Source organism: Pararhizobium sp. A13 (assembly GCF_040126305.1).
Lineage (GTDB): Bacteria > Pseudomonadota > Alphaproteobacteria > Rhizobiales > Rhizobiaceae > Pararhizobium.
The window spans coordinates 178,607-192,729 of sequence record NZ_CP149510.1; the positions used below are offsets into that span (position 1 = coordinate 178,607).

Sequence of the window (14,123 nt, forward strand, 5' to 3'; positions counted from 1 at the left end):
GTGTTTACGCCAGACTCTTCCCCAGTCGTAAACGCGAAGACTAGTCCTCAAACGGGTCCGTCACAAGTATCGTGTCATCGCGCTCGGGGCTGGTCGAAAGCAGCGCGACCGGCGCCCCGATCAGCTCTTCCACCTGCCGGACATATTTGATCGCCTGGGCCGGAAGATCTGCCCATTTGCGGGCGCCGACGGTCGATTCCTTCCAGCCTTCCAGCGTGATGTAGACGGGCTTTGCCTGGGCCTGCTGCGCCTGACTTGCCGGCAGATGATCGATCTCGACACCGTCCAAAGTATAACCGACGCAAATCTTCAGTTCATCGAGACCATCGAGCACGTCGAGCTTGGTCAGCGCAATGCCGGTGATGCCATTGGTTGCCACCGACTGGCGAACAAGTGCGGCGTCGAACCAACCGCAGCGGCGCTTGCGGCCCGTCACCGTGCCGAACTCATGACCTTTCTCCCCCAGGAACTGGCCGATTTCATCGTGCAGTTCGGTCGGGAACGGCCCTTCGCCGACGCGCGTCGTGTAGGCCTTGGTGATACCGAGGATATAGCCGAGCGCCCCCGGGCCCATGCCCGAGCCTGCCGCCGCCTGTCCTGCGACAGTGTTCGACGAGGTGACGAAGGGATAGGTCCCGTGATCGATGTCGAGCAGCGTGCCCTGCGCGCCCTCGAACAGGATACGCGCGCCCTTGCGGCGATGGCGGTCGAGCAGCAGCCAGACCGTATCCATGAACGGCAGGACACGGGCGGCGATGGAGGAGAGTTCCGCCATGATCGCCTCGTGGCTCACTTCCGCCTCGCCAAGACCGCGACGCAGCGCGTTGTGGTGCGTCAAAAGGCGGTCGACCTTGGCCGGCAGCGTGTCGAGATCGGCGAGATCCATGACGCGGATGGCACGGCGGCCGACCTTGTCCTCGTAAGCTGGGCCGATGCCGCGGCGGGTGGTGCCGATCTTGGTGCCGCTGTTGGAAGCCGCATCCTCGCGGATACCATCGAGCTCGCGGTGCAGCGACAGGATGAGCGTCGCATTATCAGCGATGCGCAGGTTTTCCGGCGTAATCGTCACGCCCTGCTTGTCGAGCTTCTCGATTTCGGCGATCAGCGCATGCGGATCGATGACGACGCCATTGCCGATGACGGCGAGCTTGCCGGGACGCACGACGCCCGAAGGCAGGAGGGAAAGCTTGTAGCTGGTGCCGTCAATCACCAGGGTATGGCCGGCATTGTGACCGCCCTGAAAGCGCACGACGACATCGGCGCGCTCCGAGAGCCAATCGACAATCTTGCCTTTGCCTTCGTCACCCCATTGCGATCCGACCACCACGACATTCGTCATTTCAGTTTTCCTGTTTCCACGCGCCAGTCATTGCGCTGTCTTCAAACCCGCGCATCTATACTGTTTTGTTTTTTGGAAAGCGACCCTGTTTAGGCTTGGATTCGGGGTTTTTGCATGGCAAAGACGGCATTTCGGCCTCAGGAATCGCGCTGACCGGACGTGCGGCAAGACAGGATCGGCACGGATACTGGCTAAACGTACGGAATTGACCGAATATTCATCCACCTCAGTTGCCGATCAGCGGGCAACGCGGCCAGGCATGTCGCAACGCGCACGCCTCTCCGTTGAAACTGCTCCTACGCTCCACCGCACATATGCTGTGAGTCAGCGAGCGTCCATGTGCCCCCGGTTCGTTTGTTCGTCGTCATATAGACCCGCCCCCTGTCGTCGCCATCGGGACAATGATGGGGAATGGAGATGAGGCACATGACCACCTCGTCCCTTGGTTTCGATCCGATCAGCGCTTCTTCACGGTTGTAGGAGACCTGATAGCCTTCATTGGTGAAGTCGATGCCGGTTCCGTCATCGAAATCGTCGCCGATGCGGGGATGCACCGCCTCCACCTGCGCAAGAACGCATTGACCGACTTTTTCCGGTACTGCTGCTGACGCCTTGGCACGACCCATTGCAATGGTTTCCGCCGTAATATCCTTCGGGATGTCAGCGGTGGCGCCGAGATCGTTGTATGCGTCGAGCACGCCGATATAGCTACTGAGAACGCAGGCACGATCAGCTCCGCAGGCATGCCGGTCCGCCAGGAAATCGCGCGCCACACGCGGCACGTTTTCATCCGGCGACGCCACCTTCGCTTCGGCATAGGCGGAATTCAGCAGACCGTCCAGTTGCGAAATTTGCGGGACATCGCAGACCAGATGCTCGTCGACAGTGGCAGCTTTTGCGCAATCGAAACCGGCCGCAGCCGCAGGCGCGCATGAGATCATCGCCAAAAACGCTGTCGCCAGAATTCGCTTCGTCATTTTTCTCTCCTGCGTTCCGACCGAACGTCTCACGGTGCCACCACAGGAACAAGTCTGGCGAATGCTAATAATGTGGGGTTGCCATATGTCCGCAGGGTTGATTCAATGTGCACGCGAACGCGGTGTCATGACGGCTCGATGTGACCGCGCTATTTCGCCTGCCGCCATCGTTTTACTCCACATGCCTCACCCAGGAACGCCGTGCCCGTAAATCTTCAAGCCTATGTCATTCTTTGCATCACCACATTGATCTGGGGCGGCAATTCGGTGGCCGGAAAGATGGCGGTCGGCCATGTCAGCCCGATGATGCTGACGGGCCTGCGGTGGGTCATTGCGTGCATCGTGCTTCTGATTTTCGCGGCACCGCAGGTGCGCCGTGACTTTCCCGCGATCCGCAGGAACTGGCTGCTTTTGCTCGGCTACGGCACCGTCGGCTTCACCGCCTTCAACGCGTTTCTCTATTCAGCGCTGCAATTTACCAGCGCCATCAACGCCGTCATCGAACAGGCCGGCATCCCCATGGTGATCTTCGTGTTGAACTATCTGTTGTTCCGCACGGCCTTCTCGATGGCGCAGATCGCAGGCTTCACGCTGACGCTGTTCGGCGTGGCGCTGACCGCGTCGCATGGCGATCTCTCCACGCTCCTGTCGCTCCAGCTCAATCAGGGTGATGCTCTGATGATGGCCGCCGTGCTCGTCTATGCCGGCTATACCGTGGCGCTGCGCTGGAAGCCGAACATTCACTGGAAAAGTCTGATCGCAGTCTCGGCCCTGGGCGCCCTGCTTAGCAGCATACCGCTCGTCATCTGGGAATTTTCCACCGGCAGCATCATCTTGCCCGATGCTCAAGGCTGGGCCATCGTCGCCTATGCCGGCCTCCTGCCCTCGCTGGTATCGCAGATCCTCTATGTGCGCGGCGTCGAACTGATCGGCCCCAACCGCGCCGGCCTGTTCATCAACACCATCCCGATCTTCGGCACGCTTTTGTCCATCGCGCTCATCGGCGAGGCGCTGCAGACATTCCATGTCGTCGCCATCGTGCTGGTGCTTGGCGGTATCGCGGTTGCGGAACGTGGCCGCCCGCGCCCGCAGCAAGAGGCCGAGGCAAGATAGACCTCTCAGCTTCCGCGGCCGGGCAGATCTCGCTCCATATAGACGGCCTGGCCGCCATAACACTCGAGCTTCGCGGCCAGTGCATCATCCATGCGCACCGAAAAACCTTGGCCCTCCCAGAACCCCTGCGATCCATTGACCGAGACCAACGCGACCGTCCGATAACCGGCCAAACGGGCCTGCTCGGCAAGCAACGCCGAAACCTTGGCCCCAGCGCCGGAGCCGCGCGTACCCGGCAGCAGGGCCAGGTCATGTAGATACCACGCGTCTGCCTCTGCAGGGATCGCCCCGAGCCGGACGTCGATCGGCGACGGTGCACGCCGGACCCAAGGGTGACTCAGAACATATCCCGAAACCACCCCGCCGTTTTCCAACACAAAGCATCCCTGCGGGCAAAGCAGCAGCCGTTCCAGAAGCACATCATGCGCCTCGGGCTGAAGCGCATGGGCGATGCACTGGATGTCATAGATCACGCCAATGTCCGCCGGATCGGCGGGGCGCCAACGATGGGCCGTATTTTTCTCGGTCATGCCGCTCGCTTTCATCAACGAAAGACGCGCCGGAGGTAAGTCCGGCGCGTCTCGTATCAGGTTTGGGAGGCGATGCGCTCTCGCAGGGAGCGCATCGAGGGATCAATCGACGTTGAACACCAGCTGCTTGGCCTGACGGATTGCCGAGTTGGCGCGCAGCTTGTCGAGCACGTCTTCCGAAACCGCGCCGTCGACATAAAGGAGCGCGATAGCATCCGAGCCGGCATGGTGACGACCTAGCTGGAAGTTGGCAATGTTGACGCCGGCGTCACCCAACGTCATGCCGATGAAGCCGATCATGCCGGGAACGTCGGTGTTGGTGATATAGACCATGTGATTGCCGACATCGGCATCCAGGTTGATATCCTTGATCTGAATGAAGCGCGGCTTGCCATCGGAGAAGACGGTGCCCGCAACCGAGCGCGTCTGGTTCGCTGTCGTCACGGTCAGCTTGATGTAACCGTCGAAAACGCCCGACTTGTCGCGCTTGACCTCGGAAAGGATAATGCCCTTTTCCTTGATCATCACCGGCGCCGAAACCATGTTGACGTCGGAGACCTGGCTGCGGATGAGACCGGCAAGGGCCGCACTCGTCAGGGCCTTGGTGTTCATACCGGCGGTAGCGCCATCGTAAAGGATCTCGATTTCCTTGATCGCGCTCTCCGTCACCTGACCGACAAAGGCGCCGAGAACGTCGGCAAGCTTGATGAACGGTTTCAGGATCGGCGCTTCTTCCGCCGTGATGGAAGGCATGTTGATCGCGTTCGAAACCGCGCCCTTGACCAGATAGTCCGACATCTGTTCGGCAACCTGCAGGGCGACGTTCTCCTGCGCTTCCGTCGTGGAGGCGCCGAGATGCGGCGTGCAGACGACGTTCGGCAGGCCGAAGAGCGGGCTTTCCGTCGCGGGCTCGACTTCGAACACGTCGAAACCGGCACCGGCGACATGACCGGACTTGATGGCGTCGGCGAGGGCATGCTCGTCGACCAGGCCGCCGCGGGCACAATTGATGATGCGCACGCCCGGCTTCGTCTTCGCCAGCGCCTCGCGGTTAAGGATGCCGCGCGTCTTGTCTGTCATCGGCACATGCAGCGTGATGAAATCAGCCTGGGCAAGCAATTCGTCGAGCTCGACCTTGGTGACGCCCATTTCTTCGGCGCGTTCCTTCGAAAGGAAGGGGTCATAGGCGAGCACGTGCATCTTCAGGCCGATGGCGCGCGAGCAGACGATCGAGCCGATGTTGCCGGCGCCGATGACGCCGAGCGTCTTGCCGGTGATCTCGACACCCATGAACTTCGATTTTTCCCACTTGCCGGCCTGGGTCGAGGTATCGGCCTGCGGCAGTTGGCGGGCGACGGCAAACATCAGCGCGATGGCGTGCTCGGCCGTCGTGATCGAGTTGCCGAACGGCGTGTTCATGACGATGATGCCGCGGCGCGAGGCGGCGGGGATATCGACATTGTCGACGCCGATGCCGGCGCGGCCGATGACCTTGAGGTTTGTCGCAGCCGCAATCAGCTTTTCCGTCGCCTTGGTGGCGGAGCGGATGGCGAGACCGTCATAGTTGCCGATGACTTCCGCCAGCTTGTCCTTGTCCTTGCCGAGCTTCGGCTGGAAATCGACTTCGACGCCGCGATCGCGGAAGATCTGGACGGCGGTTTCCGACAGTTCATCGGATACGAGTACGCGAGGTGCCATGAGAGGCCTCCATTGGTTTCGTCAAAAATTGAAAGGATATGGAAGACCGCGCCCTGTTGGCGCGGTCATAAGCCGGTCAGGCCGCAGCCTGTGAAAGCGTCGCCTTCTGGGTCGCGAAGGCCCAGTCGAACCAGGGCATCAGCGCCTCGAGGTCGGCCGTTTCGATCGTCGCGCCGGCCCAGATACGGAAGCCGGACGGAGCATCGCGATAGGCGCCGATATCGTGGGCAACAGCCTGCTTTTCCAGAAGCGCCACCATGCCCTTCGCAAAAGCGTCCTGCGCGGCAGCGTCGAGTGCCGCAACGTCCTTGTCGACGATCTTTAGGCAGACCGACGTATTGGACTGCGTTGCTTCCACAGCGGCCAGGTTGGCGATCCAGTCCGTCTTGGCGACGAAATCATGGATGACCTGCGCATTGGCGTCGGCACGGGCGATCAGCGCCTTGAGGCCGCCGACCTTCTTTGCCCACAGGAGAGCATCGATGTAATCCTCGACGCAGAGCATCGACGGCGTGTTGATCGTCTCGCCCTGGAAGATGCCTTCGATGATCTTGCCGCCCTTGGTCATGCGGAAGATCTTCGGCAGCGGCCATGAAGGCTCGTAGCTTTCCAGCCGCTCAACAGCGCGCGGCGAGAGGATGAGGATGCCATGCGCGCCCTCGCCGCCGAGAACCTTCTGCCAGGAGAAGGTGACGGCATCGAGCTTGGCGAAGTCAAGTTCCTGGGCGAAGGCGGCCGAAGTCGCATCGCAGATGGTCAGGCCCTTGCGGTCGGCCGGAATGAAATCGGCATTGGGAACGCGGACGCCCGAGGTCGTGCCGTTCCAGGTGAAAACCACGTCACGGTCGAAATCGAGCTTGGAAAGATCCGGAAGCAGGCCATAATCGGCCACGATCTTGCGGGTGTCGGGGAGCTTCAGCTCCTTGACGACGTCGGATACCCAGCCGGAGCCGAAGCTTTCCCAGGCGACCATATCGACGCCGCGCGGGCCGAGTAGCGACCAGAGCGCCATCTCAACGGCGCCGGTGTCGGACGCGGGCACGATGCCGATCCGGTAATCCGCCGGCACTTCCAGAACTTCGCGGGTGAGGTCGATGGCTTGCTTCAGCTTGCTCTTGCCAACTTTGGCACGATGCGAGCGACCGAGGGCTGCATCAGAGAGCGCATCGAGCGACCAACCGGGACGCTTCGAGCAGGGGCCAGAAGAAAAATGGGTGTTTGCCGGACGCAATTCCGGCGTAGCAGGGGTCGTCATCTGAGCTATCCTTCCAGATAGAAAGCCTCTCGTTAGGGAGAGGTGGCCTGCCGCCGTGAATATTGCGGACCGGGAAGGAAGTCAACAAACTTATGTCGCTGTTGAAAAGATTTTTGGCGCTGATGAGCGTCTTCGGGCGGTGGCCGCTCGGGCTACCAAAGTGACAGACGCAGGCCGACGCGAACCTCGTGACGGCCGAGGCCGTCGTCGAAAGCGTCGATATCGCTGCTGCCGAACATGTCGCCGTCGGCAATCTGCGAGTAGCGGTAGCCGAAATCGAGCTTCAGGCGCTCCGTCATGTCGTAGGAAACACCGGCCATCAGGGCATAGGTGAGGCGCCAGCTGCTGTCGCCCTCGAAGGACTGCGTGGCCGCGGCGGCACCCGAGCAGGCGGCAGCGCCTGCAACGCAAGTGGTTGTCAGCGAGACATCGCTCCAGCGCAACTGGGTCACGCCGAGACCGGCGCCAAGATAAGGCGTGAAGCCGGCCAACGTGGCGAGATCGACATAGCCGTTCGCCATGATGCCAATCGCACTGTAATCAGCGCGCAGGCCCCCCGCGCAGGACGTGCCTGCGGCTTCGCCGGCGCAGGGAACGTCCGCTTCACCCCCACCATCGAATTGTCCATCGAAATAGTCGCCGGTCAGATCAGCGCGGAACATGTCGTTGAACTGATAGCCGACACCCAGGGCGCCAGAGAAGGGTTTGCCGAAGCGGGCGTCGTCGAAAGAGGCCGTGTCCGTCGTGCCCGTACCGGCGTCGAACAGGCGAAGCGAAGGATCGCCCTCCTCCGTCCAGCCGGCATAACCGAGATCGCCGCGCAGATAGAAACCCTCGGTTCCGGTTTCCACCGCAGAAATGGTCACTTCCGGCGCATCGAGCAGATCGTCCGCCGCCATCGCCTGACCGCCGATGAACAGCAGCGCAAGCGCGGATGCATTAAGGAAAATATGCCGCATCGTTCAGTCCCTGGAACAACCATTCGCGACGCCGGAGCCACCCGGCCTTGCCGCCTTTACGAGCGTTAACTATCGCAGCCCTCGGTTAACCACGGGTTAACCATGCTTCTTAACCAGGACCGGCATCAAAAACCGGAAAAGGCCGCCCGGAAACCGGACGGCCTTTGAAAGCGGGGTCTTTGAGTGCGGCTTACTTGTAGACGATAGGTTCGGCCGGCGGGTCATAGACGGGATCGCAATTCTCGCCGAAGGCATAACGCAGGCCCGCACGGCCTTCGTGCAGATCGAACCCCTTGTCGTAACCAGGGCCGCCGTTCGAAGCAAAGCCGAACATGTCTCCACCTTCGACGCGGCGGTAGCGGTAGCCGACGTCAGCCTTCAAAGCGCAGGTGAGGTCGATGGAGGCACCAAGCATCAGCGCATAGGTAAAGCGCCACGGATCCTCGCCGTCATGCTCGACCGTTGGGTCGCAATTGGTCGGATCCGTCGTGTCGCAACTCGTGTTGCGCAGGTTCCTCCAGTTGACCTTCGTGCCGCCGAGACCGCCGCCGGCATAGGCCGTGAACGAACCGTAGCTCCAGAAATCGACATAGGCGTTCGCCATCAGGCTCCAGGCCGACATCGATGAAACGTCCGTCGAAACGCAGGAGACCGCCACGCCACACGAGCCGGACGTGCTCCCATGGAAATCGGACTTGCCAAGATAGTCGAGCGTCACGTCCGTGCGCAGATACTGGTTGATCTGATAGCCGACGCCGACGCCGAGCAGATAGGAATTGTCGACTTCAGCGGAATCGAAATCCTCCAGGTTGCTGTTGGAGCCCTGGAAATAGTGCGCGCCACGCAGATTTTTTTGGGAAAATCCCGCATCACCGCGCAGATACCAACCGCTGGCCGCGGCCACGTCTACCGGCTGCTGGTAGGGCTCCTGCGCGTCAACCGGCTGCTGATAAGGCTCCTGCGCGAGCACCGGCGTACTGACGAGCAGCACTGCCGCAATGCCACTCCAAATCCTCTTCATGGCCTCACTCCAATATTTCTTGTTGCTTGGTCAGCCGAGACACGGCCTCCAATGTAGGATGTTGAGTTGGATCATGAATAGGAAAGGTTAAGGTGTAATTAACTACAAAAATTTACCGTAACTATTAATAGGTTTGCTTGACGCCACAGCAACGCCCGGCATTTTCCTAACAACAGGTAAAAAAAGACCGGGCATAGCCCGGTCTTTCTCGGTGTCTCAAAATCGATTGGTATCAGGCGACGTTGCGAACGGCGCTGATGACGCTGATCAGCTCGTCGACGATCCGTTCGACCTGCTCCCGGTCGTCGCCCTCCGCCATGACGCGGATCAGCGGTTCGGTACCGGACGGGCGGATCAGCAACCGGCCATTCTTGGCAAGTTCCGCCTCCGCGTCGGCGATGGCCTGACGAACGGTGACGTTTTCGAGCGACATGCCGGACGAAACCCGAACGTTCTTCAGAACCTGCGGTACCGGGTCGAAACGGTGACAAACTTCGCTGACCGATTTTCCCTGACGCTTGACACAGGCGAGAATCTGCAGCGCCGCGACAAGACCATCGCCGGTGGTGCCGAAATCCGAGAGGACGATGTGGCCCGATTGCTCGCCGCCGACATTGAAGCCGTTCTGGCGCATGTGCTCGACGACGTACCGGTCGCCGACCTTGGTCCGATGCAGGTTGAGACTGCGTCCCTTGAGATAGCGCTCCAGGCCAAGGTTTGACATGACGGTCGCAACGATGCCATCGCCACTCAGCATGCCTTCGGCCGCCCAGCTATCGGCGATGACCGCCATCAACTGGTCGCCATCGACAATCTTGCCATGCTCGTCGACGATCAGCACGCGGTCGGCGTCGCCATCGAGCGCAATGCCGATATCGGCACGCACTTCATGCACCTTCTTCTGCAGTGCCTCCGGATGGGTCGATCCGCAGTCAAGATTGATATTGATGCCGTTCGGCTCGTTTCCGATCGTCACGACATCCGCACCGAGCTCCCACAGAGCGAGCGGCGCAACCTTGTAGGCGGCGCCATTGGCGCAGTCGATGGCGACCCTCAGGCCCTGAAGCGTCACGTCGCGCGGCAACGTGCGCTTGGCATGTTCGATATATCGATAGATGTCGCCTTCGACGCGCTTGGCCCTGCCAATCTCCTGCGACTTGGCGAGCTGCGCCGTCATGTCCTTTTCGAGCAGTTCCTCGATCTGGCCTTCCATCTCGTCGGACAGCTTGTAGCCATCCGGGCCGAACAGCTTGATGCCGTTGTCCTCGAAGGGATTATGCGAGGCGGAGATCATCACGCCGATATCAGCGCGCAGCGACCGCGTCAGCATGGCGACGCCAGGGGTCGGGATAGGCCCCAGAAGGAAGACATCGAGGCCTGCGGCAGTGAAACCGGCCACCAAAGCATTTTCCAGCATATAGCCCGAAAGGCGCGTATCCTTGCCGATCACCACCCGGTGCCGGTGCGCGCCGTTGCGAAAGATCGTACCGACGGCAACGCCGACGCGCATGGCGAGATCCGGCGTCATCGGAAACAGGTTCGACTGTCCGCGGATACCATCCGTCCCAAAATATTTGCGCTTCATAAAAACTCCAATTCTTGTCAAAGGCGCCACTGCCGCGTCAAATCACAGGCCTGCCAGGGAGCCGCTTTCCGCAACACCGGCCTTCCGGATCACATTTGCAGGCGCCAACGCCTCGCGTTGCGATCACGCGGAAAACTGCGCATGGGGTATTTTATTGCCATAAAACCTTCGCAACAACATCCCGTGTATCATCAGAATTCATTACAGCGCGTTACCAAGCGGGGAACCGGTTACGCTGAATTGTTCAGGACAAACAAAAACCGCCGCATCTTTCGGCGCGGCGGTCCTATTTCGCATTTGTACTCGGGGTAAGTCTATTGCGGCTGCGGCTCGAACCCGCCTTCGGCCTCGTCGCCCTTATGGCCGACGGAACCATCCTTCTTCACGCCCGCGGACGGAACGGCCGAGCCACGATGCGGTGGCGAGTCGTCGCCGAGGTCACGCGCCGGCTTTTCGCCACGGATCAGCGCCTTGATTTCGTCGCCCGTCAGCGTCTCGTATTCGAGCAAGCCCTCGGCAATCGCGACGAATTCGCCATGCATCTCGGTGATGATCCGCTTGGCTTCGAGGTATGCCTCATCGATCAGGCGGCGGATTTCGGTGTCGATCTTCTGCGATGTCGCCTCAGAGACGTTCTTGGTCTGAGAAACCGAGTGGCCGAGGAAAACCTCCTGCTGGTTCTCGCCATAGGCGACCTGCCCGAGCTCATCGGAGAAGCCCCACTGCGTCACCATGGCGCGAGCAAGCTTGGTTGCCTGTTCGATGTCGGACGATGCGCCGGAGGTGATGTTTTCCTTGCCGAAGGTGATTTCCTCGGCAACGCGGCCGCCCATCATGATCGCCAGGCGCGACACCATCCACTTGTAGCTCATCGAATAGCGGTCGCCTTCGGGAAGCTGCATGACCATGCCGAGCGCGCGGCCGCGCGGAATGATCGTTGCCTTGTGCAGGGGATCGGCAACCGGAACCTTAAGCGCCAGAATGGCGTGGCCCGCTTCGTGATAGGCGGTCAGCTTCTTCTCGGCTTCGGTCATGGCGGAGGAGCGGCGTTCCGCGCCCATCATGATCTTGTCCTTGGCGTCTTCGAATTCCTGCATCGTGACGACACGCTTGTTGCGGCGCGCAGCCATCAGGGCGGCCTCGTTGACGAGGTTCATCAGATCGGCGCCCGAAAAGCCGGGCGTGCCGCGCGCGAGAACCTTCAGATCGACATTCGGCGCCAGCGGCACGTTGCGGATGTGCACCTTCAGAATGCGTTCGCGACCGTTGATGTCGGGGTTCGGAACGACGACCTGGCGGTCAAAGCGGCCCGGGCGCAGCAGCGCCGGGTCGAGAACGTCCGGGCGGTTGGTCGCGGCGATCAGGATGATGCCTTCATTGGCTTCGAAACCGTCCATCTCGACCAGCAACTGGTTGAGGGTCTGCTCGCGCTCGTCGTTACCGCCGCCAAGACCGGCGCCGCGATGGCGGCCGACGGCGTCGATTTCGTCGATGAAGATGATGCAGGGCGCATTCTTCTTTGCCTGCTCGAACATGTCGCGCACACGCGATGCGCCGACGCCGACGAACATTTCGACGAAATCCGAACCGGAAATGGTGAAGAAGGGCACATTCGCTTCGCCGGCAACGGAGCGGGCGAGCAGCGTCTTACCCGTGCCGGGGGGGCCGACGAGCAACACGCCGCGCGGGATGCGGCCGCCGAGACGCTGGAACTTCTGCGGATCGCGCAGGAATTCGACGATTTCCTCGAGATCCTGCTTGGCTTCGTCAACACCGGCGACGTCGTCAAACGTCACGCGACCATGCGCTTCGGTGAGCAGCTTCGCCTTGGACTTGCCGAAACCCATTGCGCCACGCGAGCCGCCCTGCATCTGCCGCATGAAGAACAGCCAGACGCCGAGGATGAGAAGCATGGGCAGGAGCGTGCCGACATAACTCAGGAAACCGGAGGAACCGTCGGTTTCGGGGCGAACCGTCACGGTTACGTTCTTGGCTTCCATGCGTTCGGTCAAAGCCGTATCGATCGCAGGCGCATAAGTCTGGAAGGTCGCGCCGCTTTCGGTATAGGAACCGATCACCTTGTTGCCGGTGATCAGCACTTCCTTGACGCGGCTGCCATCGACATCCTTCAGGAACTGGGAAAAGGGAATATCCTTCGACCCGGTGCGCTCGGTCGGCTGCTGAAACATGCTGAACAGCGCGATCAGCAGCAGGGCAATGATTGCCCAAAGGGCAAAATTTCTGAAATTAGGGTTCATCGAACTCCCCGGAACCTGTCGCAGCCCGCAATGATTTGTGGCTGCATTCTTATGTCTAACATAGGGTTGCGCGACCGGCTTGCCAAGGTAAACTCAGGTTCAACCTGTCTTTTCCGTCAAAACATCGTGAACCGGAGGAGCAAGATACCGGTCACGGCCAAAGAGCGCAGCGATGCTATCCGCCATCATCAGGTCGAAACGCGGCAAAAAGGTGTCGTAAAGGCCGATACTGCTTTCGACCAAGGCCGCGGGCGACAAGGGGGCCCGGCCCACCGAAGAGAAGGCCGGGGCCGATTTGGCCGCGCGTTTGAGGATCGCGTCAGGGAGACCTGCGGCAATCGGTCTCGCCGCGAGTTTCACCGCATCGACACCGCCACCAACCATCAATGGCACCACACCGGTATTCGTGACGATGAAGCGGCCGTCCCAGATCGCTTTCTGATGAGGCAGTATAACCAGATCGGGCAGATTTCTTGCCTCCCGATAGAGATAGAGGCCCGAACGGCGGCGGTCGAAGACGACGCGCCCGGCCGTCATCCGGCCATCCCGCCCCTCGGCCAGGAACGCGACTAGCCGCGCCGCGGTTTCTCGGCCCGGCAGATGCCGCCTGCCGCCCATGACCGCGGTGAGCGACAGAATTGCCCGGCGGCAGTCCGGATCGGACACCTTCTCGGCGAGCACCGGTTCGATCTGCGCGGCAAGCCCTTCGAAAACGACGGCATGCCGCTCAAGCAGACTGGCGGCACGCGCGCTGGAACGACGGCGCACTTCGGCCGCAACGGTGAATTGATCGGTGGTCGATTGGGCGTCATCTTGGAGCGCCTGCCGAACTCGGACACGCTCGAAGCGCAGATTGGCATTGCTCGGATCATCGAACCAGTCTTCGCCCCGGAGCGTGAGATAGTCGCGGATATCGGCCCGGCGCTGCCTGAGAAACGGCCGCAACACCCAGACGCGGCGATCGACAAGCATTCCATCCGCCATCCCCGCCAGGCCGGGCGCATCCGCCTGCGAGCGGCTTTGCCGCATTGTGACGGTTTCGGCCTGATCGTCGGCCGTGTGGGCCGTCGCGATGCACTGCGCACCCATCTCCTCGGCAGCGTCAGACAGCAATTTGTAACGCGCCTCGCGGGCTGCAGCCTGAAGGCCCGTTTCCGGCTTTTCGCCCCGCCACTGGCGCGTGAGATGGGGGATTTTCCTGCCCGCGCAAAAATGTGCGACGGCACGCGCTTCATCGGCAGATTCCGGCCGCAAGCCATGGTCGATGGTGCAGGCGGACAGGGAAAAAGCGGAAAAGCCGCCGCGCGTGATCGCTTCGTGCAGCGCAAGCAGCAGGCCTTTCGAATCGCTACCGCCGGAAACGGCGGCGAGGATCATGCCGGGCGTCT

At 61.1% G+C, this 14,123-nt stretch carries 11 protein-coding genes; 1 reads left to right on the forward strand and 10 read right to left on the reverse strand.

Annotation, left to right across the window (positions count from 1 at the left end; genetic code table 11):
• Positions 1-40: 40 nt before the first annotated feature.
• Entirely contained in the window at positions 41-1,339 is a 1,299-nt protein-coding gene (locus tag WI754_RS00895; RefSeq protein ID WP_112846829.1) for an adenylosuccinate synthase, read from the reverse strand.
• A 296-nt stretch (positions 1,340-1,635) separates the two neighbouring features.
• Positions 1,636-2,316, reverse strand: a complete 681-nt coding sequence (locus WI754_RS00900; protein WP_349435700.1) for a hypothetical protein — start codon at positions 2,314-2,316, stop codon at positions 1,636-1,638.
• Positions 2,317-2,517: 201 nt separating this feature from the next.
• Here WI754_RS00900 and WI754_RS00905 point away from each other — a divergent pair, with 201 nt between their 5' ends.
• Positions 2,518-3,429, forward strand: a complete 912-nt coding sequence (locus tag WI754_RS00905) for a DMT family transporter (protein WP_349435701.1) — start codon at positions 2,518-2,520, stop codon at positions 3,427-3,429.
• Between the two features lie 5 nt (positions 3,430-3,434).
• Here WI754_RS00905 and WI754_RS00910 read toward each other — a convergent pair whose 3' ends face one another.
• From WI754_RS00910 to tilS, 8 genes are all read right to left on the reverse strand, one after another.
• Positions 3,435-3,974: a GNAT family N-acetyltransferase gene (locus tag WI754_RS00910; RefSeq protein WP_349437686.1), complete on the reverse strand. Its 540-nt coding sequence runs from the start codon at positions 3,972-3,974 to the stop codon at positions 3,435-3,437.
• Positions 3,975-4,061: 87 nt separating this feature from the next.
• Entirely contained in the window at positions 4,062-5,657 is a 1,596-nt protein-coding gene (gene serA / locus WI754_RS00915; RefSeq protein WP_349435702.1) for a phosphoglycerate dehydrogenase, read from the reverse strand.
• A 76-nt stretch (positions 5,658-5,733) separates the two neighbouring features.
• Entirely contained in the window at positions 5,734-6,912 is a 1,179-nt protein-coding gene (locus WI754_RS00920) for a phosphoserine transaminase (protein ID WP_349435704.1), read from the reverse strand.
• 152 nt (positions 6,913-7,064) lie between these two features.
• The gene (locus WI754_RS00925) at positions 7,065-7,871 is read right to left on the reverse strand and encodes an outer membrane protein (protein WP_349435705.1); all 807 of its coding nucleotides are present in this window, start codon (positions 7,869-7,871) and stop codon (positions 7,065-7,067) included.
• Positions 7,872-8,061: 190 nt separating this feature from the next.
• Positions 8,062-8,892, reverse strand: coding sequence for an outer membrane protein (locus tag WI754_RS00930; RefSeq protein WP_349435706.1), 831 nt, complete (start codon positions 8,890-8,892; stop codon positions 8,062-8,064).
• 232 nt (positions 8,893-9,124) lie between these two features.
• On the reverse strand, positions 9,125-10,477 hold the full coding sequence (gene glmM / locus WI754_RS00935; RefSeq protein ID WP_037120636.1) for a phosphoglucosamine mutase: 1,353 nt from the start codon (positions 10,475-10,477) through the stop codon (positions 9,125-9,127).
• Positions 10,478-10,791: 314 nt separating this feature from the next.
• Positions 10,792-12,735, reverse strand: a complete 1,944-nt coding sequence (gene ftsH / locus WI754_RS00940) for an ATP-dependent zinc metalloprotease FtsH (protein ID WP_349435707.1) — start codon at positions 12,733-12,735, stop codon at positions 10,792-10,794.
• 99 nt (positions 12,736-12,834) lie between these two features.
• On the reverse strand, positions 12,835-14,112 hold the full coding sequence (tilS, locus tag WI754_RS00945) for a tRNA lysidine(34) synthetase TilS (RefSeq protein ID WP_349437687.1): 1,278 nt from the start codon (positions 14,110-14,112) through the stop codon (positions 12,835-12,837).
• Between the last annotated feature and the right edge of the window lie 11 nt (positions 14,113-14,123).